This window comes from Deinococcus sp. Leaf326 (genome assembly GCF_001424185.1).
Lineage (GTDB): Bacteria > Deinococcota > Deinococci > Deinococcales > Deinococcaceae > Deinococcus.
The window spans coordinates 14,204-39,159 of record NZ_LMOM01000014.1 but is presented as its reverse complement, the minus strand read 5'-3'; the positions used below and the strand labels follow the sequence as shown (position 1 = coordinate 39,159).

General features: G+C 67.1%; 18 protein-coding genes and 1 pseudogene. 12 read left to right on the top strand and 7 right to left on the bottom strand.

Features of this window, described 5'->3' with window-relative positions:
- Positions 1-287: 287 nt before the first annotated feature.
- The 8 genes and pseudogenes from ASF71_RS25520 to ASF71_RS05275 form a co-directional block, all read left to right on the top strand.
- A pseudogene (locus ASF71_RS25520) lies at positions 288-1,073 on the top strand (GAF domain-containing protein); the annotation flags it as partial.
- Entirely contained in the window at positions 1,068-2,837 is a 1,770-nt protein-coding gene (locus ASF71_RS25650; RefSeq protein ID WP_369814959.1) for an ATP-binding protein, read from the top strand. The pseudogene ASF71_RS25520 and the gene ASF71_RS25650, both read left to right, overlap by 6 nt.
- A gap of 208 nt (positions 2,838-3,045) precedes the next feature.
- Positions 3,046-4,440: an MFS transporter gene (locus ASF71_RS05300; protein ID WP_235514144.1), complete on the top strand. Its 1,395-nt coding sequence runs from the start codon at positions 3,046-3,048 to the stop codon at positions 4,438-4,440.
- A 329-nt stretch (positions 4,441-4,769) separates the two neighbouring features.
- A complete protein-coding gene (locus tag ASF71_RS05295; protein ID WP_056296164.1) occupies positions 4,770-5,735 on the top strand; it encodes a sugar phosphate isomerase/epimerase family protein in 966 nt (321 codons plus the stop codon).
- A complete protein-coding gene (locus tag ASF71_RS05290; protein WP_056296162.1) occupies positions 5,728-6,606 on the top strand; it encodes a PfkB family carbohydrate kinase in 879 nt (292 codons plus the stop codon). Before ASF71_RS05295 ends, ASF71_RS05290 begins: the two co-directional genes overlap by 8 nt.
- Positions 6,607-6,670: 64 nt before the next feature.
- Complete coding sequence (locus ASF71_RS05285) at positions 6,671-7,669, top strand: substrate-binding domain-containing protein (protein WP_056296159.1); 999 nt, start codon at positions 6,671-6,673, stop codon at positions 7,667-7,669.
- A 76-nt stretch (positions 7,670-7,745) separates the two neighbouring features.
- Positions 7,746-9,242, top strand: a complete 1,497-nt coding sequence (locus tag ASF71_RS05280; RefSeq protein ID WP_235514143.1) for a sugar ABC transporter ATP-binding protein — start codon at positions 7,746-7,748, stop codon at positions 9,240-9,242.
- On the top strand, positions 9,217-10,188 hold the full coding sequence (locus ASF71_RS05275) for an ABC transporter permease (protein WP_056296156.1): 972 nt from the start codon (positions 9,217-9,219) through the stop codon (positions 10,186-10,188). The genes ASF71_RS05280 and ASF71_RS05275 overlap by 26 nt, the downstream gene beginning before the upstream one ends.
- A gap of 53 nt (positions 10,189-10,241) precedes the next feature.
- Here the strand turns inward: ASF71_RS05275 and ASF71_RS05270 are convergent, their stop codons facing one another.
- The 3 genes from ASF71_RS05270 to ASF71_RS05260 all read right to left on the bottom strand — a co-directional run bounded on the left by ASF71_RS05270 (position 10,242) and on the right by ASF71_RS05260 (position 12,985).
- Positions 10,242-10,991: a DeoR/GlpR family DNA-binding transcription regulator gene (locus tag ASF71_RS05270; protein ID WP_056296153.1), complete on the bottom strand. Its 750-nt coding sequence runs from the start codon at positions 10,989-10,991 to the stop codon at positions 10,242-10,244.
- A gap of 111 nt (positions 10,992-11,102) precedes the next feature.
- Entirely contained in the window at positions 11,103-12,131 is a 1,029-nt protein-coding gene (locus ASF71_RS05265) for a LacI family DNA-binding transcriptional regulator (RefSeq protein ID WP_056296150.1), read from the bottom strand.
- A 62-nt stretch (positions 12,132-12,193) separates the two neighbouring features.
- Positions 12,194-12,985, bottom strand: coding sequence for a family 16 glycosylhydrolase (locus ASF71_RS05260; protein ID WP_056296147.1), 792 nt, complete (start codon positions 12,983-12,985; stop codon positions 12,194-12,196).
- Positions 12,986-13,372: 387 nt separating this feature from the next.
- On the opposite strand from ASF71_RS05260, the gene ASF71_RS05255 reads away from it, so the two are divergent.
- On the top strand, positions 13,373-15,067 hold the full coding sequence (locus ASF71_RS05255; protein ID WP_056296144.1) for a glycoside hydrolase family 26 protein: 1,695 nt from the start codon (positions 13,373-13,375) through the stop codon (positions 15,065-15,067).
- Positions 15,068-15,129: 62 nt separating this feature from the next.
- Here the strand turns inward: ASF71_RS05255 and ASF71_RS22330 are convergent, their stop codons facing one another.
- The 3 genes from ASF71_RS22330 to ASF71_RS25645 all read right to left on the bottom strand — a co-directional run bounded on the left by ASF71_RS22330 (position 15,130) and on the right by ASF71_RS25645 (position 19,332).
- The gene (locus tag ASF71_RS22330) at positions 15,130-16,482 is read right to left on the bottom strand and encodes a 3-oxoacid CoA-transferase (protein ID WP_082505567.1); all 1,353 of its coding nucleotides are present in this window, start codon (positions 16,480-16,482) and stop codon (positions 15,130-15,132) included.
- Complete coding sequence (locus tag ASF71_RS05240) at positions 16,479-17,753, bottom strand: thiolase family protein (RefSeq protein ID WP_056296139.1); 1,275 nt, start codon at positions 17,751-17,753, stop codon at positions 16,479-16,481. Before ASF71_RS05240 ends, ASF71_RS22330 begins: the two co-directional genes overlap by 4 nt.
- A 130-nt stretch (positions 17,754-17,883) precedes the next feature.
- Complete coding sequence (locus ASF71_RS25645; RefSeq protein WP_369814957.1) at positions 17,884-19,332, bottom strand: AIM24 family protein; 1,449 nt, start codon at positions 19,330-19,332, stop codon at positions 17,884-17,886.
- 136 nt (positions 19,333-19,468) lie between these two features.
- Here ASF71_RS25645 and ASF71_RS05230 point away from each other — a divergent pair, with 136 nt between their 5' ends.
- Positions 19,469-20,092, top strand: a complete 624-nt coding sequence (locus ASF71_RS05230; RefSeq protein ID WP_235514142.1) for a DUF1684 domain-containing protein — start codon at positions 19,469-19,471, stop codon at positions 20,090-20,092.
- A 79-nt stretch (positions 20,093-20,171) separates the two neighbouring features.
- The gene (locus ASF71_RS05225) at positions 20,172-21,557 is read left to right on the top strand and encodes a replication initiator protein A (RefSeq protein ID WP_056296133.1); all 1,386 of its coding nucleotides are present in this window, start codon (positions 20,172-20,174) and stop codon (positions 21,555-21,557) included.
- Positions 21,558-22,043: 486 nt separating this feature from the next.
- Here the strand turns inward: ASF71_RS05225 and ASF71_RS05220 are convergent, their stop codons facing one another.
- Positions 22,044-23,258, bottom strand: a complete 1,215-nt coding sequence (locus ASF71_RS05220; RefSeq protein WP_056296130.1) for a CdaR family transcriptional regulator — start codon at positions 23,256-23,258, stop codon at positions 22,044-22,046.
- 171 nt (positions 23,259-23,429) lie between these two features.
- Here ASF71_RS05220 and hpaE point away from each other — a divergent pair, with 171 nt between their 5' ends.
- Positions 23,430-24,956 (top strand): 5-carboxymethyl-2-hydroxymuconate semialdehyde dehydrogenase, encoded by a 1,527-nt coding sequence (gene hpaE / locus ASF71_RS05215; RefSeq protein WP_056296127.1) that lies wholly within the window; start codon positions 23,430-23,432, stop codon positions 24,954-24,956.

The following is a 24,956-nucleotide window of genomic DNA, read 5'->3' as shown; positions in this document are numbered from 1 at the left end:
GGTATTCAGGACGCTACGAAGGTCCAGCAGCGGACCGGCAAAGCCCGAGACTGATTTCAGGCGATCGGTCTTACCGGTAAGACTACCCCTTACCGGTAGGAAAGGTGGAGTCTCCTTGGACCCGGCGGGCATAGCCAAAAGATGAAGCCCAGCGGTCCGGTACGCCGAACAGGCCACCTATACTCCTGAACATGACTGAGTCTTTTGCGGTCACTGCGCCGCAAAGCGCCCTTCTCCAACGTCTCACGGCGACCCTGGCCGCCGCGTAGACCCAGCCAGACGTTCTCTCGGCTGCCCTCGCGCCGGCCGTGACGGCCCTGGACGCACTGGCCGGGGTGATTCTTCTGCTGAACCCAGAGACCCATCGCCTTGAGGTCTGCGCGACGCAGGGACAGGAAGAGCAGCCGCTATGGCGCAGCGGTCCCCTGATTCCGGCCACCCCCACTGGGGAAGCGGTGACCGGATGCCGGACTCTGTTGTTCGAAAATGCAGGCGATCTCCGGGCGGCCTACCCGTTCTTCGAGAAAGAAACAGGCGGGATCGCCGCCACCGCAACGGCCGTCGTGCCTCTGCTGCTGGGTGAGCGTGCCCTGGGGGTCCTGATTCTGGATTTCAAGCAGCCGCATACCTTCACGCCTGAGGAGCGTCATTTCCTGTCCACTTTGGCCGCCCATACGGCGCTGGCACTGGACCGCTGCGAACTGTTCGGCCGGCTTCAGGCCAGCGAGGCCCTGTTCCGGCGGATGGTTGCCATCAGCCCGGTCGCCATGGCGGTCGGTTCGCTGGACGGCCAGCTCAGCCAGGTCAACGACGCCTGGCTGCGCCTGACCGGGCAGACACGCGCGGCCTTCGAAGCCGGCGAGCTTGACTGGCAGGCTATCACTCCCCCGGAGTACAACGCCGTAGAAGAGAAGCTGTTTGGGCAGGCTCTCGCGCAGGGGGAGGCGATCAGTTACCACAAGGAACTTGTCAACGCTAGGGGAGAGCGTGTCCCGGTCGAGGCGACCCTCGCTTCCTTCGACGAGCGGCAGGTCATGGGCTACGCCCTCGACCTCAGGCCGTTCCAGATGCAGGAACAGGCCCTGCGGAGCGAGAGCGCGCGGCTGGAACAGGTGATCGCGGAGCGTACGGCGGCCCTCCAGACATTCGTGACCTTCACGGAAAATGCTAGCCAGACCCAAGACATGGATGAACTCGGCCGACTGGTTCTCGACACGCTCCGCGCCGTGATTCCGGGGGTCACGGCTCTGTTCTACGAGCGCGAGGGTCCGGTCTGGCAGCCGCGCAGCTGGACCCCCGACGTCTCCCCGGAGCTCCTGACCACCCTGCAGCGGGGCCTGCCGCTGAACGCGCCAATCTCTGCACGGATGCTCGAAACGCTTCAGCCCGTATTCGTCGATGACTTGACAGAGGAGGAGCAGGGCATCGCCCACAGCGGAAGCTACCAGGCGGCGGCCATCTGGCCCACCGTGCAGGATGGAGAGGTGCGGGCCATCCTGACCGTAGGGCTTCAGACGGCCGCGCAGTGGACCGAGGCCCAACGGTCCATCATCCGTGCGCTGGGCCGCAGCTTTTCTCTGCTGTACGACCGAATTTCTTCGGCCCGGCAGGTGCAGGTGCAGCGCGACGAGGCCGAGCGCCGTAGCCTGGCCCTCTCGGCGTTCGCTGTGATGTCGCGTGACCTGGCCGGGGAGACCAACCGCTACGCCCTGGTGCGCCGCGCGCAGGAGATCATGCTCTCGCTCCTGACCCCCGGGTACGCCCTGTATTGGGAGGTGGGTGACGACCGCTGGCAGCTGAAATCCCAGGTGGGCGACATCGGTGACCCGGCACTCCAGGCGTTCGTGGACGCCCACGGTCTGCCGCTGGAGGCGCCCGCTCTGCACAGTACCTGGCTGACCGGCGTGCCCAACTATCAGGACAACTATGCCCAGGGCGCGGACACACCGGCCGAGATGATCCGGCATGTTCAGGCAGCGACAGCCTTTCAGGTGAGGATGCATGACCAGCCGATCGGCATGCTGGCCATCGGCCTATTCGACCAACGGACCTGGACCCCCATGGACAGGGCCGTGCTGGAAACGGCCATCTATAGTCTGGGACTGGTCCTGGAACGTGCCCAGAGCATCGAGGCTGTGGCCCGGACGAATGCCGAGCTTCAGAATTCGAACGCCGAACTTGAGGCCTTCGCGTATAGCGCCTCCCACGACCTGCGGACACCCGTGCGGCATGTCAAGGGTTTTACGGAGATGGCCCTCAAGGCGTATGCACGCCGGCAGGAGGACAAGGTCGTGCACCACCTGGGGATCGTGTCGGGCGCCGCCGACCGCATGACGGCCATGATTGACGCCATGCTGGTGCTGTCCCGTGCTGGCCGCGTCGAGTTGCAGGTGGGGCCGGTCCCGCTGCCAGCCCTGGTGAGCCAGGCGCAGCAGGACGTCCTTCTTGAATTCCCGGACCAGAGGGTTGAATGGCAGATCGGCCCGCTGCCGACGGTACAGGCGGACGCAGCCACCCTGCAACAGGTCCTGACCAATCTCCTGAGCAACGCGGTCAAGTTCGCGCTCGCGGACCGGCCCCTGACCATCCGCATCTGGGCCGAGGAACGCCCCCAGGAATGGGCCATCTTCGTGCAGGACACGGGCGCCGGATTCGATCCCCGGTATGCCAACAAACTCTTCGGGGCGTTTCAGCGCCTGCATACCCAGCAGCAGTTCGCCGGAACGGGGGTGGGCCTGGCGACCGTGCGCCGGATCGTGCTGAGGCACGGTGGGGAGGTCTGGGCCAGCGGAGAGGTGGATGGGGGCGCCACGTTCGCCTTCACGCTGCCCCGATAGGCGACGGCTCCCAGGCACGTGGCCGAATCGGGGAGTCCAGCGTTCCCCCGATCCGCATAGAGTAGGCTCGACGCGCTACACCTGGGCCAGGGCAGCCGTGTCATCAGCCGGCCAGGTCTGGGTAGGTACTCGGGCTTCCCAGACCTGGCAAGCCACCCGGACCTCATATCATGTAGCTAGATCACGGCGTCTGCTCTACGTTGAAGGTGTGGACAACGGCGCGACCTCTCTGACCGCCCCCCCAGCCACCCGGCCGGAATCTGAAGCGCCGACCTCCTCGGCCGTGCGCTGGCGATATGCCCTGCTGAATCTCGGGCTGGTCATTCCGGCGCAGCTGTCGAGTTTTTTGCTGCTCTACTATGTCGATCACCTGCGGCTGGACCCGGTAAAGTTCGCGGCGCTGATGTCGGCGTTCGCGGTCTACAACGCCGTCGACAACCCGCTCATCGGCCACCTGTCCGACCGCACACGCAGCCGCTGGGGCCGCCGCTTACCCTACCTGTGGCTGGCGACGCTGCCCGCCATGCTGGGGCTGGCCCTCATGTTCAACGCGCCATTTTCGGGCGAACGGCCGGCAGAGCTTCTGCTCTACTTCGCCGCAACGTGGCTGCTCTGGGAGACTGCCAGCACCATGCTGGGCACCGCCTACCTGGGCCTGCTGCCCGAGATGTTCCGCAGTTTTGCCGAACGCAGCGATGTGGCCGTACGCATGAACGCGGTGCAGGTGGTCGGTCTGCTATTGGGACTGGCGTTCCCGCCCCTGCTCGCCGCGCGCCTGGGCTGGGGCGCAGTAGGCGCCGGGCTGGCCCTCCTGTGTGCTGCCCTGGTCTACGGCAACCTGCGCCCACTGTTCGAGCGCCCGCAGGCCAACGCCGCGCCGTTGATGCCACTGTTGGCCCTGCTGCGCCTCACCTTCACCAACCGGAGCTTTCTGACGGTGGTGGCGGCCCAGACCATGCGCTTTCTGGCGACCGGGGTACTCGCCAGCGGCATGGGCTTTTATGTCAAGTACAGCCTGGACGAGCCAGGCGGCGCCGTCACCTCACTGCTGTTGGCGACAGCCTTCGTGACGGCGGGCCTCTGTCTGTGGCCCTGGCACCGCTTCGTGGCACAGCCCTACGGAGCCCGGACCACCCTGCTCGCGGCCTTCGCGGTCAGCGGGCTGGCGGTTGTGCCCCTGCTCTGGGTGGGCAGCGTGGCAGGAGCCGTGCTTACTACTGTGCTGTTCGGCGCAGGCCTTTCGGGCATGATCCTGATGGGCGACGTGATCATGGCCGACGTGATCGACGAGGCCGAGCTCCGCAGCGGACAGCGGCAGGAGGGCGCGTACTACGGTCTTTCGGGTCTGATCATCACCCTGAGTGGAGGGGTGACCGCCGTCCTGTTCGGCTGGGTCTCGCACCGCTACGGGTACGACCCCAGCCTCGCCGCGCAGCCCGAGACGGTCGCGCAGGGGTTTCGGCTGTTCATGAGTGTTCCGCCGCTGGTCGGCGCGGCGCTGGCCTTCGTGCTGCTGTGGTTCTATCCCCTGCGCGGCGAGAGACTCCGGGCCATGCGCCGGGAACTGGCCGCACGCCGCGCCGCGTCTGAGCGCAGTTCCTGATCCCGGCCGCATTCTGCTCATGACCAGCGGTATCTGAGCCCGTCTGGCAACGTATTCCAAGCACATCTCGCTAACCGGACGCTGGTTCCAGTCCGGTCGGCTTCCCTATGTAACCGAGGGCAGGCAGACTGGCCTTCCTGGTTCAGAAGGACAGACTCTGCGTTGGCGGCACAACCCAAACCTCACGGTCGCTCCAGCAATACTCAATTTATGCATGTTTCTGATCGAACAATCATATTCGCTTGACATGCTCTTGATGACCCACCTATAGTGACGGTACATATTCACAAACACGCATGAATGAGCAACAGAGCCATTCAGGAGGTGCCATGCTGTACGCCACCCGCCTCAACTCTCTCAAGGCGCGCCCCGAGCTGTATTTCTCGCCTGGACCCATCCGTACCCCCGAGCTTCTGAAGCGCGCAGCGCGCATTCAGGGCCTCAGTTCGCTGAGCCTCAACTTTCCCGAACACTTCTCGCTCTCCAACCTGCGCGAAACCAAGCAGACCATCGAGGCGCTGGGGCTGGGCGTCGACAGCCTGAATGTCCGCTACCCCGCAGACACCTTCGGGGACGGCGGATTCACTCACCCCGACGCCACCGTGCGCCGGGCGGCCACCGACCTGAGCTGTCAGGCACTGGACGCCTGCGCCGAGCTCGGCGGTAACCACGTCATCATCTGGCCAGGCTTCGACGGCTTCGACTACCCCTTCCAGGACAGCTACGAGCGCATGTTCGCGCACACCGTGGACGGATTCGCGCAGGTGGCCGCCCACAACCCGGGAATGCGCGTCGGGCTCGAATACAAGCCCTGGGAGCCCCGCAAGTATTCGTTCATTGGCAACATGGGCGAGGCACTGCTGGTGGTCAACGAGGTCGGCGCCGACAATCTGGGCGTCGTCCTGGACTACTGCCACGCGCAGATGGCGAACGAACACGCACCGAAAGCCGCCGCCCTGGCACTGCGGCACGACAAACTGTTCGGCGTGCATCTCAACGACGGGTACGGCCGCCAGGACGACGGCCTGATGGTCGGCACGACCAGTCTCATCACGACGCTCGAACTGCTCATGCTGCTCGAACGCAGTAGATATCCGGGGACCATCTACTTCGACACTTTTCCTATGCGCGAAGACCCGGTACGCGAATGCGAGTGGAACATCCGCATCACCGAGCGCCTGCTACAGGTCGCGCGTGAGCTGGCGACCGACCCGGACCTCGGTCACGGCCATGACGCCTTCAACGTGACGCGGGTCATCGACCGCCTGCTGTTTCCGGAACGGGTTCATGCCTGAGACAGCGCGGCCGCAGGTGACGTTTGTCGGCAGCGTCCATCTGGACCGGATGCTGCGCCTCGCCGCCCTGCCGGCGCCCGGCGAGACGGTCATCGCGCAGGAGGGCTGGAGCCAGCTCGGGGGCAAGGCCGCCAATCAGGCATTGGCCGCAGCGGGCACCAGTCAGGTGGGGTCCATTCTGGTCGCCTGCCTGGGCCAGGACAACGACGGGCGCCAAGCCCAACAGTATCTGGAGACTCAGGGTGTCACGGCCGCACTGGAGTGGAGCGCCCTCCTGCCGACCGGCAGCAGCGTGGCCCTGCTCGACGCGGCTGGGGAGAACGTGGGTGTCGTATCGCCCGGAGCCAACGCCGACCTGAGCGCCGGGGCTGTGCTGGAGGCGCTGCGGACCGCGCCCGACCTGCTCGTCTGTCAATGGGAGACCTCCGCCGGGGTTCTGCGCGAGGTGCTAACGGCGGCGCGCACTGCGGGCGTGCCGACCCTCCTGAACGCCGCGCCGTGGCTGGACAGTCACCGCGACCTGGTTCCCCTGGCCGACCACGTGGTCGTGAATGCTGTGGAGGCGCAGGCCTGGACAGGCACCGACCCCCAGACGCGGCCCACCCACCTGGACTCGGGCCATTCCAGCGTTGTCGTGACCCTGGGCGCAGGTGGGGTTCTGCTGTACGAACAGGGAGAACTCACCCTCGACCTCCCGGCGCCCCGCGTTGAGGCGCGCTCAACCCACGGAGCAGGCGACCACTTCGTCGGCGTCCTTGCGGCGCGTCTGGCCTGCGGTGAGGGGCTGACCCAGGCCCTGGAACACGCGGTCGCCTCGGCAGCTCAATTCGTCCAGCAGCTACACAAACACCTTCTGTCTTCGCCGGCCTGAACCACGCCGGCCAGCCGCCACCGTTTCTCTGACCCCTTCGCCCGTTCCACTGAGGAGACCCACCATGAAGACCCAGAAACTGCTGCCCATCCTGACCGTTCTGCTCGCCGGCGCCGCCGCCGCCCAGACCTTTTCGCCCGATACCGAAAAGAGCCGCGTGGCCTCCGACCAGCTCGTCAAGCAGTTCGGCGCTGTGCCCAAACCCACCTCGGGCGTTCAGGTCGGCGGAGTCATGAAGGCACTGTCCAACGAATACTGGCAGCTGCTGCGCACGGGCTACCTGAAGGGCGCGGCCAGGTACGGCGTGAAGGTGGACGCCCAGGCCCCCAGCAACGAGAGTGACCAGATCGGCCAGCTCAGCATGATGAACACCATGATCGGCAAGGGCTACAAGGCCCTGCTCATCTCGCCCCAGAGCGACGTGAACCTGCTGCCAGGCATCGTGCGCGCCGACAAGACCAGCCTGGTCATCAACGTGAACGACGCGGTGGCACCCACGGCCCAGCACTTCGTCGGCAACATCCAGTACGACAACGGCGTGAGCGTGGCGAACTACCTGCTCAAGACCTTCCCCAAGGGTGGGCAGGTCGCCGTGATCGAGGGCCAGGCGGGCGTATACGCCGCCAAGCAGCGCACCCTGGGTTTCAAAACGACCCTCGCCAAAAACCCCGCCCTGAAGATTGTCGCCAGCGTGCCCGCCGACTGGGACCGTCAGAAGGCCTTCTCGACCGCCCGCGACCTGCTGCGGCGCTATCCCGACCTGACCGCCTTCTACTGCAACAACGACACGATGGCCCTGGGCGTCGTCGAGGCGGTCAAGGCTTCGGGCCGCCTGGGCAAGACGCTGGTCTTCGGGACAGACGGCATCAACGCCGCCTACGACAGTATCAAGAAGGGCGAGCTGACCGGAACGGTCGATTCCTTTCCCGTCCTGACCGGCGAGGTGGCCGTCGAGGTCGCCGTGCGCCTGCTGGCCGGCCAGAAACTGCCCAAGGTGATCGCCACGCCGCAGGCCCTGGTCATGAAGGACAGCATCGCCAAGTACGAGCAGTTCAAGAAATAAGGGTTCGGGCCGGGGCCGGCTGGCCGGGGCCACGCCGGCCCCGCCGCTGCCATCACACGCTTTTCAGGAGACCGACGTGACGGAACTGCTGTCCGCACAACACATCAACAAGTCGTTCAGCGGCGTTCAGGTCCTGCACGACGTGCACTTCTCGCTGCTGGCCGGCGAGGTTCACGCGCTGCTGGGCGAAAACGGCGCGGGCAAAAGCACCCTGCTCAAGACCCTGTTCGGGATGTACCGCCCCGACAGCGGGACCCTCAGCGTCGCGGGCACTCCGGTGGTTCTCGGCAGTCCCAAGGACGCGCAGGCCCAGGGCATCGCCATGATCCACCAGGAACTGGCCCTCATCCCGGAACTGAGCGTCGCGCAGAACGTGCTGCTGGGCAACGAGGGCCGGGAACTGCTGAACTACGGCCGTATGCAGGCGCGGGTGCGGCCCTTTCTGGAGCAGGTCGGCCTGAACGTTCACCCCGCGACGCCCGTCAAGCGCCTGACCATCGCGCAGCAGCAGATGGTGGAGATCGCCCGCGCCGTGGCGCGCCAGGCCCGCATCATCATCATGGACGAGCCGACTTCCAGCCTCACCACCCACGAGATCGGGCAGCTCTACCGCGTGGTCCGCGACCTCACGGCGCGCGGCGTGGGCATCATCTACGTCAGCCATCACTTCGATGAGATCGAGGAACTCGCCGACCGCGTGACGGTGCTGCGCGATGGCCGCTACATCGGCACAGTCCGGCAGCGCGACGTGACCCAGGATCAGCTCGTGACCATGATGGTGGGCCGCGAACTCGTCGCCCAGACGGCGCCGCCCGAGCGCACGCCCGGCGCCGTGCGTCTGGACGTCCGGGGCCTGAGCAGCAACGTTTTTCGGGAGGTGTCCCTTCAGGTACGCGCCGGAGAGGTCGTCACGCTCGCGGGATTGATCGGCGCGGGCCGCACCGAGGTCTTGCGGGCCATCTACGGTGCGGACCCCTCGACAGGCGGAGAGGTGCGACTGGAAGGCGTGCTCATGTCCAGGCGCACGCCCGCCGACATGATGGGCCGGGGCGTGGGCTTCATCGCCGAGGACCGCCGCCACCAGGGCATTGTGCCCGACGCGCGGGTCAGCGTGAACATGATGCTCACGAGCTGGGCCAAGGGCAAGGTCGGGGTCGGGGAGCGGGACATGCTGCGGGCGGTCGAGCCGCAGATCCAGCAGCTCGGCATCCGGCCCGCCAACCCCCACCAGATCATCCGCCGCCTGTCCGGGGGCAACCAGCAGAAGGTCATCCTGGGACGCTGGCTTTCGGCGGGATGCGACCTGCTGCTGATCGACGAACCCACACGCGGTATCGACGTGGCGAGCAAGGCGGACATCTACGCCCTGATCGACGACCTGGCCCGGTCAGGGGTCGCGGTGCTCATGGTGTCGTCCGAACTGCCCGAGGTCCTGCGGCTGAGCGACCGAATTCTCGTGATGCGTGAAGGCCGCCTCGCCGGTGAGCTTGCCCGCGCAGACGCCAGCGAGGAACGCATCCTGGCCCTTGCCACTGGAGTCCACACCCATGCAAAAGATCCAGCCGTCGCCTAAGGGCGTCAACCGCGCCGTCCTCGTCGAACGTCTGCGCGAGGCGGGCATCCTCGCCATCCTGCTGCTCGGCGCGGTGGTGTTCAGCTTTCTGGTGCCCTCGTTTTTTTCGGTCGACAACGCCATCAACGGCATCGGCCTGAGCGCGGCGATCAACACCATCGTCGCCATTGGCCTGACCTACGTCATCATCACGGGCGGCATCGACCTGAGCGTCGGGTCCACAGCCGCCCTGGCCGCCGTGATCGGCGCCGACCTCATGCAGCGCGGCACGCCCGTTCTGCTCACGGTCCTCATCGCGCTGGCGGTCGGCGCGGTCGCGGGACTGGTCAACGGCCTGCTCGTCACACGCGTGCAGCTCGCGCCCTTCATCGTCACGCTGGGCACCATGACCTTCTACCGGGGACTGGCGCTGTCCTACACGGGCGGGCAACCCATCCTGTCGCTGCCCGACGGCTTCAAGCGGGCGCTGGGGGGCACGGTGGTGGGCCTGCCCATTCCGCTCATAGCGGCCCTCCTGCTCGTCGTGGCCTTCACGGTCTTCTTGAAGTTCACCCGGACCGGCCAGTACATCCTGGCACTGGGGGGCAACGCCGAGGCCGTACGCCTGAGCGGGATCAACACGAACCGGTACATCACGCTGACCTACGTGATTTCCGGCGTGCTGGCGGCCTTCGCGGCGCTGGTCCTCATCGCGCAGCTCGGCGCGGCCGAACCGATCCTGGGCAGCGGCTGGGAACTGAGCGCCATCGCGGCGGCGGTGGTCGGCGGCACGAGCCTGTCGGGCGGCAAGGGCAACGTGGTGGGCGCCCTGCTCGGCGCGCTGCTCCTGAGCATGCTTCAGAACGTCCTGACCCTGATGGGCGTGCAGGCCTTCTACCAGCTCCTCGCCACGGGGGTCATCATCATCGGGGCGATGGTCATCGACCGGTACACGCGCGGGCGCTGAGTCACGTGGAAAAAGGAGAAGGGCGGCCTGCAGGGGCCGCCCTTTCCTTAGATTCAGACCAGGGTGAGCGCCGGCCCAGCGTCCCGGAGCCAGGGCAGACGGCGGCTGTCCCGGTCGGTGACGATCTGGTGCACGGTTTGAAGGGAGCAGACCTGGGTCATCGCCCGCCAGCCGAACTTGGTATGGTCGGCCAGCAGGACCGTCTGCTGGCTCACCTGCGCCGCAAGACGTTTGACGGTCGCCTCCTCAATCACGGCGTTTGATATGCCGCGCTCGTCCACGGCGTGCGCCCCCATGAGGAATACGTCGGCCCGCAGGTCCCGGAGCTGGTCCTCGGTCCAGGGGCCGGTGATGCTGAAGCTGTCGCTGCGGACCCGGCCGCCCAGCAGCAGGACCTCGGTGGCCCCGACCGCGAGGGCCTGCGCCGCCGGCAGATCGAGCGCGATGGCCGTCAGCGGCCGGCCGGCCAGCCGTTTGGCGACCTCCAGAATGGTCGTTCCCGCGTCGAAGATCAGGGTAGAGCCGTCGCGAATCTGCGCGGACATGTACTCGGCGATGGCAACCTTCTCGGCCTGCATCCTCACGGACTTGGTCGCGAAGGCCAGTTCGTGCGCGATGCTCCGCTGGACGCGGACCGCGCCGCCGTGGGTTCTGGCGAGCAGGCCCCGCTCGGACAGCTGCTGGAGGTCGCGCCGGATGGTGGCCTCGGAGGCCCCGACCTTCTGTGCGAGTTCCTGGGTCAGCAGGCTTTCGTGGGTGTCCATCAGCTCAAGGATGCGCGTGTGCCGCTCGAATGGGAGCATATGCGCAGAATATAGGCCAATTCAATCAGGTCGGCGGTGAAAATGCTTGCATGACCCCCTTGAGCCTCTAGCGCCTGCGAGGTCTCGTCTGGCCGCCCTCCGGGGTCCGGCTCAGGATCTTCTTCTCGTAGCGGTCCGGCGCAGCGGCCGGGTGGACTCGCGGACACTGAGGGTCAGCCCGAACTCCGGCAGGGTCGGCGTCTGCCCCTGCACCAGACCCAGCATGGACTCGGCCAGCGCCCGGCCGATCTGGTAGGTCGGCTGCTGAACTGTCGTCAGGGGGGGGGTCGTGAAGGCGCTGCCCGGCAGGTCGTCGAATCCCACCAGGGAGACGTCGTCGGGGACACGCAGCCCCTTACGGTACAGGGCCAGCCGCGCCCCGACCGCCATCTGGTCGTTGGCCGCAAAGATAGCGGTGAAAGGGCGGCGGTGCTCCAGCAGGTGCAGCGTGGCCTGATAGGCCGTCAGCTCCAGAAAATCGCCCTGCACGACAAGGTCAGATTCGAAGGGGAGGTCATTGTCGCGCAGGGCCGCCTGGTACCCGCGCAGCCTCTCCTCGGCGTCCTGCTGTCCGTCGGGACCGCGCACGTGCGCGATGTCGCGGTGCCCGAGCTCGATCAGGTGGCGCGTGGCGAGGTAGGCCCCCCCATACTGATCGAGCGTCAGGCAACGGGCTTCCAGCCCAGGCACATGCCGGCCGAAGACCGCCAAGGGGACCCGCTCGGCGATGTCACGCAGCGCCGGATCCGGCAGCGTACTGCCCAGCAGGACCAGGGCGTCCACCTTGCGGTAGATCAGCGTCTCGATGGCGTCGGTCTCGCGCTGCTGCGACCAGTGACCGCTCTGGAGGACCGGCTGGTACGGGGTACCGAACAGCCCGTGCTCGAAGCCCCGGATAACGTCGGCGTAGTAGGGACTGACGATCTCCTCGGCGATCACGCCGATGGTCATGCTGCGGCCGGTGATGAGGCTCCGGGCCAGGTAGTTCGGCTGAAACCCCAGCTCCTGCAGGGCCCGGTTGACCGCCTCGCGCTTCTCCTCGGCCACGAAGGCCGTGCCGTTGATGGTCCGCGACACCGTGCTGACCGAAACGCCAGCCACCCGCGCCACCTCGGTGATGGTCGTTCCTGACTTCTTCACCCGGTCCACTCTAGAGCATCCACCGGAGAGGGGCCGCCGCTGCCGCGTCAAAACTCCAGACTTCAGAAGAGGTTGTTCCAGATGGCGGTCCCGGTGCCGCCGCCGTAGGTGCCCAGGAACCCGGAGGCGTCGGCCGTGTTGCTGCCGCGCCAGAAATTCGCGATGAGCTGCTGGGACTGCGTGGGCCAGGCGGCGGCCGGCACCTGCATACTCGCGCTGCCGCTAGGCGCGGTCACAACAGTCGCGCCCAGGCCCAGCGAGCTGTTCTTGTACATCGTGAAGCTGAGCTGGCCGTCGAGATACCACTGGATGCTGCCGCCCTGCCACTTCACCTCGACGTGGTGCCAGGCGTTGCTCGTCGCGGGCCGCCAGGCCTCGAAGACATAGCGGCTGCCTCCATTGCGGAAGATCAGGGCCGGGTGCAGCGCGCTCCTGGCGGGCACGAATTCGGCGTCGATCTCGTTCCAGAGGGTGCCGTTGTTCATATATGTGAACAGGGTCGTGGTGGTGCCCGCGACAGCCGGCACGTACAAGTCACCGCCGAACGAACTGCCCTGCGTCTTCCAGCGGTTGCTCTTGACCTCGCTACAGGTACCCGAGTTCAGGTAGCCGTAGACCGCCTGATCCGAACCGCCCCCCAGGGTGATGTTGTTGGGCGAGAAGGTGCAGCCGAACAGCGGATCGCCGTTCTTCCAGCTCGAGGCGGTCCAGGTCTGACCCCACCGGCCGAACGAGCCGGAGACAGCCTGCGGAGCGAACTGCGCCGGCGCAGGGTCCGGCAGAGGGGAAGGGTGGCCGCACCCGGCGAGCAACAGGCTGGGCAGCAGAACGGCGGCAAAAACGGGAAGGCGCATGAAGTTCCTCCTGGTCTGGGAGCGGTGGGCACGGGGCCGGCACAGCCTGGATGTCCAGGCCATAAAACCGGGGCTACGGTGCAGACCGTTCTGCACGTCTAAAATTGTGGACTGACCCGGATCGTACTCCGAGAAAAGCTTTTCTTCAAGTCCTCCAAAAATCATGTCCAAGCGAATGGATGACTAGGCTAAAAGGTGGGTTCTAGCCAGATTTGGAGAAGATTCGATAGCACGAAGAGCAAGATCTCGAGCTGTGAAAAGGGTTTCTTGACGGACTCCTGTGCTCCTGTTAGGGTGGCTCTACACCGAATTTCGGACCTTGCCGTCCAGTCCTCAGCCCAGCCCCTACCGCTGTGCCGCCTCTCTGCCTGCTTTCAAGGAGTTCCGATGACGTACCTTCGGCCTGCCCTCGTGACCTGCGCCCTGCTGCTCAGTGCGTGCAACACCATCACCCGCGTTCCTACCTCCAACACCCCAACGAGTTCCCTGCCGGTCCTGACCGACACGGAGACGAACACGGACGGGCTGTTCTTCGGCATCTTCCGCGAGACCGCCGCGCACCGCACTGTCCCCGAAACCGTCGCCTCCGAGCTGCGCCGCACGCCCGCCAGCGTGATGTGGTTCGAGCAGTGGGGCGACGAGGTGCCCTTCCCCACCCAGGACGTGCAGGCGCTCCAGGGGCAGGGCGTGTTGCCGCACATCACCTGGGAACCCTGGAAGGCGAGCCTCTCGCTCGACGATCCGGGGCAGATCCGTCTGGGGACCATCGTGTCGGGGCAGTACGACGCCTACATCACCCGCTGGGCGAAGGCGGCGGCCGCTACCCAGAAGCCGCTGCTGCTGCGCTTCGGCCACGAGTTCAACGGCAACTGGTATCCCTGGGCCACCGGCCAGAACGCCAACGACCCGCAGAAGTACGTCCAGGCCTACCGCCATGTCCATGACCTGTTCCAGGCGGCGGGCGCGACCAACGTGCAGTGGATCTGGACCTACAACAACGACGACGTACCGGGTGACGCCTGGAACGCGCCCTCGGCCGCCTATCCCGGCGACGCCTATGTCGACTGGATAGGCATCGACGGGTACAACTGGGGCACCAATCCGAGCTGGGGCAACTGGCGCAGCGTCACTGACCTGTTCGGGGCGGCCTACGCCAAGGCGCAGCAGATCGCGCCCAGCAAGCCCATCATGCTCGCGGAATTCGCGTCGGCGGATGTCGGCGGTAACAAACCGGCCTGGATCGACGACCTGTTCCAGACGCTGCCCAAGAGCTTCCCGAAGGTCCGGGCCTTCACCTGGTTCGATATCCAGAAAGAAGAGGACTGGCGTATCAATTCCACCCTGGCGAGCCAGGAGCGGTTCATCGTGGGCCTGCGGGGCAAGAACATCCGCAGCAGCGGCGCGGCGATGGCCCAGGTGCCCGCCCAGACCAAGGGGGGGCAGACCGGAGGGGGACAGACTGGAACAGGGCCCACGCCCCTACCCTCCACTGCCCGCCCGCTGGCCACCTTCGAGACCCTGACGGACGGGCGGCCGACGAGCCAGAACGGCGGCCGGGTCTACCTGAGCGGCTACCAGCAGGACGCCGCGCATCCCAGCAGCTTCAGCAACCAGGCCGCCGGGTCGGAGGCCGCGCCGCTGGTCGTGCCGGCCAGCGGCGGCCGCAGCCAGTACGCCGCCTTCGATTACGCCATCACTGCGCCCAACCAGTACGCCGGAGTGGTCATGACGGTGGAACTCAACCCCCGGAGCGGCACTGACACGGTCGGCAGTGACCAGAGCGCCTATGGCACCCTGCATCTGGACCTGTCCGGAACCGGCGCCACGCAGGTGCGGCTGGAACTGATCGGCGAGCGCAGTCTGGGCATCGCTGACGGCAGCAATCCTCAGGTCTACGTGACGCTACCGGCCGGCAGCACGTCGCTGGACGTGCCGATCAGCCGGTTCGCTCAACCGGACTGGGCGCCCACCAAGGTGGCGACCGGCGAAGTCATGAAGCGTCTGGTGGCCGTGCAACTCGTGGTCGACCAGGTGCCCGTCTCCGGCCGCGTCGAACTGGACAATCTGGCTCTGCTGCCTTGACCCGCGGGCGGAGGGGTTGACCGCTGTTCGCCCGGCCCCGTCATCCGGGGCCGGGCGAAGTTTTACGGCTGATCGAGCTGTATGTCGAAGGTGGCCCCGGTCGAGGCACGCACGTCCTCCAGGGTGGCCCCCGGCATCAGGCCGGTCAGCGTCAGGCGGCCCTCACGGAACTCGAACACCGCCCGGTCGGTGATGACCATGTCCACCACGCCCCGCGCGGTCAGCGGCAGCGTGCAGCTCTCCACTATCTTGGGCGCGCCGCCCTCCTCGGTGTGGGTCATCGTCACGATCAGGCGCCGCGCCCCCCCCGCGAGGTCCATCGCGCCGCCCACCCCCAGCAATGGTTTGCCCGGCACCGCCCAGTTGGCGAGGTTGCCCGCCGCGTCCACCTGCAAGCCTCCCATGACCGCTACGTCCACGTGCCCGCCCCGGATCATCCCGAAGGACTCGGCGCTGTCGAAGTAGCTCGCGCCGGGCAGAGCCGTTACCGGAATCTTGCCGGCGTTCACCGGATAGCTCATCGCCCCGCCGTCCTCTGGGGCCGGACCGACGCCCAGCATGCCGTTTTCGGTATGGAGGTTGATGCTCATCTCAGGTGTGATGAGGTCGGCGACCAGTGTAGGAATTCCGATGCCCAGGTTCACCACGTCGCCCGCCCGCAGTTCACGCAGGGCGCGGCGGGCCATGTTCATCCGCGCCTCGTCCACGCGCCGGGCGCCGCCCTTCACGTCCGCGCTGCTGCCCAGGTTGGCCAGGGTCAGGGGAGCCTGCACGAGATAGTCCACGTACAGCCCTGGTGTATGGACGTGCTCGGGGGCCAGTTCACCCACCTCAACGATCTCCTCGACCTCGGCTACCACGACCTTCGCAGCCGTCGCCATCGCGCGGTTGAAGTTCTGCTCGGTCAGGCGGTACTGCAAATTTCCCGCCCGGTCGGCCCGCCACGCCCGCACGAAGGCTACGTCGCCCCGAACGGCCGGCACGAACACCATCTCTTGGCCGTTCAGTAGGCGGGTATCGGCCCCCTCGGCGATCAAGGTTCCGGCGGCGGTCGGGGTGTAGAAGCCGCCCAGGCCGGCCCCCCCGGCACGGATGGCCTCGGCCAGGGTGCCCTGCGGCAGCAGCGTGACCTCCAGCCAGCCTTCCTGACTGGCCTGCACGGCCTCGCGGTTGCTGGTGAAGTAGCTGCCCACCGCGCGGGTGATCTGGCGGTTGCGTAGCAGTCGCCCGCCGCTCAGGCCCGGTTCGGAGACGTTGTTGGCGACGTAGGTCAAGTTCCCTGTATCCGTTTCGGCTAGCGCGTGGACAAGGTTCACCGGGTTGCCGGTCATGCCGAACCCCCCGACGAGCAGGGTGTCGCCGGACTTCACCAGAGCGGCGGCCCCCTGCGCGGTGATGAGGGGGGGGTGCCTCACGCCTCCACCCGTTCAAGCAGCGCCGCCTCACCCTGACCGACGCCCACGCACAGGGCGGCGACGCCCGAGGCGATCTCGCCGCGGCCGAGGGCGTGGGCCAGGGTCGTGACGAGCCGCGCGCCACTCATGCCCAGCGGGTGCCCCAGGGCGATGGCGCCGCCGTCCATATTCAGCCGCCCGTGCGCGATGCCGAGCTCACGCATACAGGCGATGGCCTGCGCCGCGAAGGCCTCGTTGATCTCGACGCGGTCGATGTCGCCCAGGCTCCGGCCCGTGCGCTCCATCAGCTTACGGATGGCGGGGACCGGCCCCAAGCCCATCACGCGCGGCTCGACGCCCGCCGCCGCGCCGCCCACCCAGCGCGCCAACGGCTTCAGGCCCAGTTCGCGGGCCTTCGCCACGCTCGTCAGGACCAGGGCGGCCGCGCCGTCGTTCAGGCCACTGGCGTTGCCGGCTGTGACCGTGCCGCCCGGACGGAAGGCGGGCCGTAGACCGGCCAGGGTCGCCGCGTCGGTGGCGAGGGTGTAGCCCGCTTCCGCCTGCGTCATACGCGGGTGTTCGTCGGTCTCAAAGAGGACCGTGCCTCTGCGGCCCTTCACCGGCACGGGTACGATCTCGTCTGCGAACCGCCCGGCATTGATGGCAGCCACGGCCCGGCGCTGGGATTCGAGCGCGAAGGCGTCCTGGTCCTCACGGGTGATCTCTCCGCCCATGTAGGCCCCGGCGCGGCTGCGCTCGACGATGTTCTCGGCCGTCTCGCCCATCGCCTCCAGCGGAAAGAGGGCCTCCATCGCCGGGTTGGGATAGCGCCAGCCCAGTGTCGTGTCGTAGGCGAGGACGTTACCATTGCCGAAGGCCTGCGCCTGTTTGGGCATCGAGAGCGGCGCGCGGGTCATGCTCTCGACGCCGCCCGCCACGTACACGTCGCCGTCGCCGTTGCGAATGGCGCGGGCTGCCGTGTTCACCGCCGAGAGGCCTGAAGCGCACAGCCGGTTGACGGTGAGGCCCGCGGCCGTATCGGGCAGCCCCGCGAGCAGCAGGGCCATCCGCGCCACGTTGCGGTTGTCCTCGCCTGCCTGGTTGGCGCAGCCGAGAATGACCTCCTCGATGTCGCCGGGGTGCACGCCGCTGCGGGCCACCGCTTCGCGCAGGACGAGCGCGGCGAGGTCGTCGGGCCGGACGGTCGAGAGGGCGCCCCGGATGGTACCGATGGGCGTGCGGACGGCGGCGACGATCACCACGTCACGGTCTTGCAGTCGGGTCTGGGTCATAGAAGGGATCCTGAGACACCGAGCATAGAGCCTGACGCGGGGGCCACGCTGCGCCTTCTCCCTTTCCTGTCCCGCATGGACACCCCGCGGCCTGCCCCTGCCCGGCGACAGGGGGCAGGGGAGAGGAGGCTCAGTGACTGGGCAGATGCTCCATCGCGGCGGCTTCCTCGTAAGGCTGCACGACCACGAACCCGCTGCCCTGAAAGGCCATCTGGAGGGTCTCGCCGCCCCCACGCCCGAACATCGAGCGCAGGTCTTGGTTGACGCGCAGGTCGGGGCGCAGATTCTCGCTCCAGGCGATGGTCGCGTTGGGGTCCGTGAAGACCGGTTCCTGCGGCGTGACCTGCAGCGTCAGCGGCTGGCCGTGGCTCAGGATGGCGACCATGCCGTGACCCCGCACCTGCACGCTGAACATGCCGCCCGACACCATGCCCGCCACCGAGCGCTGCATGGTGATCTCGTGGGTCACGGTGTCCTCGAAGGCCAGCAGGTCCTTGCCGTTGACATTCAGGGTGTCGCCCTGAAGACGGATGATCGAGATCTCCTTGCCCTGGTCGGCGAGGTAGCACACCCCCTGACCCTGGATGCTCACGAGCGGTCCCATCTCGCCGCTGCCCATGCGCATGGCGGCGCCGATCAGCGATCCCATCATGCCGCCCCCCTGCCTCATCCCGCCCATCAGGTCGCTGAGGGTGCTGGCCCGCTGAAAGTCGAGGCGGCCCCGGTAGGCCACCATCGCGCCGAGCTTGCTCCAGACCCGGCCGTTGACCTTGACCTCCAGCATCTTGCTGGACTCCAGCTCGAACACGTCGCCGGGCCGGTCCTGCTCGGCGCTCGTCCGCAGGAAGTCCGACAGACTCGTGCCCAGGCCCGACGTCGGCGAGACGCCCGACGGCTCCGAGGCCGACCCATACCCGGAGGGAGGCGCATAGGCCGGAGCCTGGGGGGGAGCCGCCGGGGCACTCCAGGCCGGCGCGGCGGGCGGCACATAGGCCGGAGTCGCCGGCATGGGGGCTGCCGCAGGAACTGGTGACGGGGCAGCGGGCGCAGCCGGCGTCTGTGGGCCGGCCACCTGACCGCCGAAATATTCCAGCAGCGAGTCGAGCCCGCCCTGAAAGCCCTGCGCCACGCTCGTCAGCCGCCACTCGCCGGAATGGCGGTACAGCTCAGCGATCATCAGGGCGCGCTCGCCTGTGAACTGGGTGCCCACCAGGAGCACGGCGGCGCGCTCGGTGCCCTGGGCATCCTGCACGCTCAGGCGCAACTGGCCCAGGCGGCTCAGGGGCTGCTGGTCGTGCGAGATCACGAAGACCAGACGCTCGATACCCGCCGGCAGCGCCGAGAGGTCGAGGTCGAAGGTGGCGCGCCCGTCGCCGAGCTGCAACGACACCTCACGCCCCGGACTCTGGAGCTGGTTGTAGAAGACGAAATACCGGTCGTCGCGGAGCTTGCGCTCGCCGTCCAGACCGAAGACGCTCACGTCGCCCTGGGGCAGGTCGTGCGTGATCTGAACACGCAGGCGCGGGCCAGCCGAGAGATCGGACAGTTTGCGTTTCTCGCCGGGTTGAAGGTGTGTCAAGGGAAACCTCGCAGGGGGAACGGGGCCGACGCGACAGGGCGGCCGGGCGACGGGATGAGCTTCGCCCCAGTCTAGAGGATGTCCCGCGCTACAGAGCGCCCCGCCGCACCCCGGACGGCTGCTCTATGGTGAACCGGTGAGTGCTTCCGAGACGACGGCCCCGACCTGGCTGGACCTGCTGGACTGGCGCCGACGGGTGACCGAGATGTACGCCGAGGTGCGTCGGCGCCGGTCACAGGACCCGGTTGGGGCGCACCGCTGGTGGGCCGAGCAGCGCAGTGAACTGTTCCGGACCCATCCACAGTCTCCGCTGCCGGCCGAGGCGCGGGGAGCGTTCACGGGCCTGCCCGTCTGGGTCTACGACCCGGCCCTGGTCTTCGCGGCGCACGTGCGCCGCCTGCCCGAGGAACGCCTGCTGGTGGCCTCCTCGACCGGCCAGGACCTCCCGCTCGTGTGCTTCGGCCGGGCCGAATTCGGCGCGCACAGCCTCGACCTGTACTGGATCGACGTGTATGGTGGCGGGGTCTTCGTGCCCTTTCGGGACGCCACGAGCGGCCAGGAAAGCTACGGCGGCGGCCGCTACCTCCTCGACACCGTCAAGGGGGCCGATCTGGGCAGCACCTCTGCAGGCGAACTCGTGCTGGACTTCAATTTTGCCTACCACCCGTCCTGCTTCTACGACTTCCGCTGGAGCTGTCCGCTGGCGCCGCCCCAGAATGTCCTGAACTTTCCCGTGCGGACAGGCGAGCGCATGGCTTAGGTGTCCACCGGCACGCAGACTCCGCGCGGTCAGAGGCTTTTTCCCGTAGTTTCTGAGGGGCCACCGGTACAATGGCGTCATGTCCGAACGCCCGGCCCGCCGCACTGTCTCTCTCCCGGCAGCGCCGGAAAACAGCGGCTTCGACGAACTGAACCTGGCCCGATTGGCCCTTGTGAGCGGTCAGAAGACCGTACCAGCCAACCAGCAGCGCTGGCAGAAACAGATTCTCACGCCCGACGGCCGCCCGGTCGTGATCACCTGTACCGTCCCCGACGGTCTGGTCGTGCCGCACGGCCTGGACAACGATTTCATGGTGGGGCTCGTGAACCTCTGCTTCGAGGCGGGCCTGCCCGACGGTCCCTTCAGTGTCACGGCCTACGCGCTGCTCAAGGCCTCGGGCTTTCCGGACACCGCGCAGTATTACCGCGCGCTCGAAGAGAGCGTCCTGCGGCTGAACAAGGCGTCCTACACCATCGACGAGGGCTGGTTCCAGCGCGGCTCGCACCAGTGGACGACGCAGTCCTTCGCGCAGGTCAGCTACCTCTCGTACACCAAGTCCAGAAACGGCGTGCGCGGCACGAGTGTGGTCACGGTGCAGCTCGCCCCACCGGTCATGGAGAGCCTACGTGCGGGTTACATCAAACCGCTGGACCTGGAGTTCTACCGCAACCTCAGCCAGCCGCTCGTGCGCGCCCTGTACCGCCAGCTCGACGCGCTGCACTTCGACGACAGCACGGCCGACGGCCTGGCCCGCGAGGTCAGCGCGCCCCTGATGGGCTGGGCCAGCCGCCTGGGCCTGATGACCGACCGGCCCGACAACGTCGTGCGGACCCTCAAGCCCGCACACGAGGAACTGCGCGCCAAGGGCTACGTGGACTCGGTGGAGATCACCGGCCGGGGCAAGGACAAGGAGGTCCGGTACGTATTCGGCCCCGCCCCCGAGGGCGAGCACCCCGAACTCGCAGCCCTCCTACAGGCGCGCGGCGTGAAAAAGGGCGTCGCGCTGCGGCTTTCGACCGTCTTTCCCGACCGGGTGGAGGCAGCCGTGCGGCACTTCGACAGCTACGTGCGGGTCACGTCCATCCGCAATCCCGGCGGCCTGCTCGTTACCATGATCCAGCGCCCTGAGGACTTCATGGAGCCTGCCCGGACCCAGAGTGAACACGCTCGGCCGACTCGCCGCGCAGCGGGTTCGCGCACGCCGGAGACGGCCGAGCCCGCCCCGCCAGAGGATGGCCGGGCTGCTAGCCTCCAAGGGCAGGAACTGCTCGACTGGACCTTGCGGCAGCTTGGGGTCATCGGGGTCATCAAGCACTTTCCGGTGGCCGACCGCGCGGCGCTGGGTGAGGCGGTACTTTCCGGAAAGCTCGACGGCCGTGAAGTGGTCCGAACCTTCCGCCGCGCTCTGGCCGGTGGCCTCCCTACTATTCTGGAAGCCGTCACAGACCTACGACTGCACTTCTAATCAACCCGTAGTTTCTGAGGGAAGAGACCAGAGAGACCGCCCGTAGTTTCTGAGGGGAATCTTTTTTCAAGCCGTCTGGGACGCTCTTTTTCGGCGCAAAAACCCCTTCCCGTAGTTTCTGAGGGAAGAGGCCGAAAACAGGCCGATTTCGCCCGCAGTTTCTGAGTGATTCCGTAGAACCCCTCAGAAAAATAGCCCGTAGTTTCTGAGGGGTTTTGGCCCCCTGTTCCCGTAGTTTCTGAGTGATTCGCAGCTTCGCAGCTTCGTTTCCCGTAGTTTCTGAGTGATTCGCAGCTTCGTTTCCCGTAGTTTCTGAGTGATTCGCAGCTTCGTTTCCCGTAGTTTCTGAGTGATTATCTCGAAAAACACCGTCCTGGACGCTGCCCGATTTCCCCTCTGATGATGATCTTTTATCATCACTTCTTTTAAAACATCATTCATAGAAGAAGTCATCAAATCAGGGCAAAAAAATCTGGCCGGACCGTGCTACTCGTTCCCCACCGTGTCCTCCCTGGCCTGAAGGGCCAGGTATAGGCGGGCGATGAAGGCCGGGTCGCTCAGGTGGCCGCCGAGCACCTCCTCGGTCCGGTGCAGGCGGTGGCGTAGGGTGTTGACATGGATGTTCAGGGCCTCAGCCAACGCTGCCAGTGACCCTGGTCGCCGCAGGTACTCGCGCAGGGTCTCTTCGAGTTTTCCGTCATCAACTGCTCGCAGCCGGCCGAGGACTTGGGTGGACAGCGTCTGGAGAGCGGCGCTCTCCAGCAGCGTCTGAAAGGGGTCCAGACGCTCAAAGGTCAGGAGGCCGCGTGGGGTCCTGACTTCGTGTAGAGCCTGAAGGGCCTGTCCCAGCGCTGTACGGACTGACGCGTATCCTGGTTGCGGTGCGCTGACCCCCAGCGAGAACAGGGCCTCCGTGGCGCTCAGAAGGCCGCTGTGCAGCCTCGCGGCTTCCTGGGCGGGATCTTGGCCCTGCCACAGCCACAGGGCCTTGTCGCCCCGTACAGTGGTCAGGCAGGCCAGGTGCCGCCCCTGTAAATGGCCCTCGCCCACCGCACACAGCAAGTCGAGTTGCTGAATATGGCGTTCGTGGGAGCTGCCGGTCCGCGGCATGGGGTCTTGCAGCCGCAGGGCGGCCACCACGCAGGGGCCGCCCTCGGGCGCGCCACTCAGGTCTCCGGCGAGCAGGGCCTCGAATTGCCGTTCGCCCACCCGCCGCCGCGCCGCGCCCGCAGCGGCCGACTGGAGCCGGGCCAGCCGCGCCTGCTCGGCGATCAGGGGGACGAGCGCGAGCCACTCTGGCGCGGCTTCCAGGGTCAGGCGCCCCACCGGGCGGCCCTCGTAGACCAGGGGGTGCTCGGCTTGGGCCGGTCCTGGTGTGCCTTGCTGCGCGACCACGTCGCCCCAGCTCGAGTGGACGGTGGCCCGGCCCCCCGTGACCGAGGCGAGCCACTGCACCAGGGCGCGTTCGGGGTGCGCGCGGCCAGTCACGCTCCGTAGGTCGTCGAGCAGGAGGTTCAGGGCGGGGAACTGCGGCCGGAGTTCTGTGGCCAGCAGGCGCAGGTAGGCCCGGCGCACGCGGGCGGGCGGCAGCGGTGCTGCCATAGTCAGGGCGTCGGCCAGGGTCGGCAACTCGGGGTCGGGGTCGCCCGGCCGAGAGGCGGGCAGCCCCAGTTCGCGCCTCAGGGCACTCGTTCGGACCATGACCGGACTGTAGCGTCGCCGGGCCATTGTGGATTTCGACAACGGCGGGCGTGAAGTCTGTGGATTCAGGCCTTGTCCTGCTCCAACCGTCCGCGTACCTTGGAAGGGTCACACAACTCGTTCCGGGCCGGTTCACACCGCTCCGACAGCAGCTTCTTTTCCGGAGGTTCCATGACCGCATCCCTATCCGTACCGGCCCACGAGGCCCTGCGGCGCTCCCTCGCGCAGCGGCCCCTGCGTCATTTCATCGGTGGCGAGTGGGTCGACGCTGCCGAAGGCGAGACCTTCGAGGTCCAGACGCCTTCCGACAACAGCCCCCTCACCCGCGCGGCCAGCGGCGACGCGCGTGACATCGACCGCGCGGCGCAGGCCGCCTGGGCCGCCTTTCCGGCGTGGCGCGCCCTGGATGGCAAGGCGCGGCGCAGGCTTCTGTACCGTGTCGCCGAACTCATCGAGGCGCGGGCCGAAGAAATCGCCATTCTGGAGAGCCTCGACACCGGTCAGCCCATCCGCTTCATGAAGTCGGCGGCGGTGCGCGCAGCTGAGAACTTCCGCTTCTTCGCCGACCGGGCCGAGGGCGCGCAGGACGGCCTGAGCCTGCCGGCCCCAGGATTTCTCAACTACACCGTCCGGCAGCCGGTTGGGCCGGTCGGTGTCATCACGCCCTGGAACACGCCCTTCATGCTGAGCTCCTGGAAGATCGCCCCGGCGCTGGCAGCCGGCTGCACGGTGGTCCATAAGCCCGCCGAGTGGAGTCCGGTGACGGCGACCGTGCTGGCCGAGATCATGCATGAGGCGGGGTTGCCGGCGGGTGTCGTGAACCTCGTGCACGGCTACGGCGAGACGGCGGGCAAGGCGTTGACCGAGCACCCGCACATCAAGGCCATCGCCTTCATTGGCGAGAGCCGCACTGGCAGCCTGATCCAGAAGCAGGGCGCCGATACCCTCAAGCGCGTGCACCTGGAACTCGGCGGCAAGAATCCGGTCGTGGTGTTCGCGGACGCCGACCTGGACCGGGCGCTCGACGCTGTGATCTTCATGCTCTACAGCCTCAACGGGCAGCGCTGCACGTCGTCGAGCCGTCTGCTGGTTGAGCGCGGAATCCACGACGCCTTCGTGGCCGGGCTGACCGAACGGGTCGCAAACATCCGCGTCGGCGATCCGCTCGACCCAGCGACCGAGGTCGGGCCGCTCATCCACCCCAGGCAGTTCGAGAAGGTGTGCTCGTATTTCGACATTGCGCGTGAGGACGGCGCGGTGGTCGCGGTCGGTGGCGAGCGCATCGGGGAGGTGGGCAACTATGTGCGTCCCACACTCATCACGGGCGCGCGCACCGACATGCGGGTGGCGCAGGAGGAGATCTTCGGCCCGGTGCTCACCGTGCTGCCCTTCGACGACGAGGCGCAGGCGCTGTACATTGCCAACGACGTGCCCTACGGGCTGGCCGCCTACCTCTGGACGAACGACCTGACGCGCGCGCACACCTTCGCGGCGGGTCTGGACGCCGGCATGATCTGGGTGAATTCGGAGAACGTGCGGCACCTGCCCTCGCCCTTCGGCGGCATGAAGGCCAGCGGGATCGGGCGTGACGGCGGCGACTATTCCTTCGACTTCTACATGGAGACGAAAAACGTCGCCATCAATCTGGACGGTCACCGCGCCGCCCGGCTGGGCGCGACGCCCCGAAAGGAGGACTGA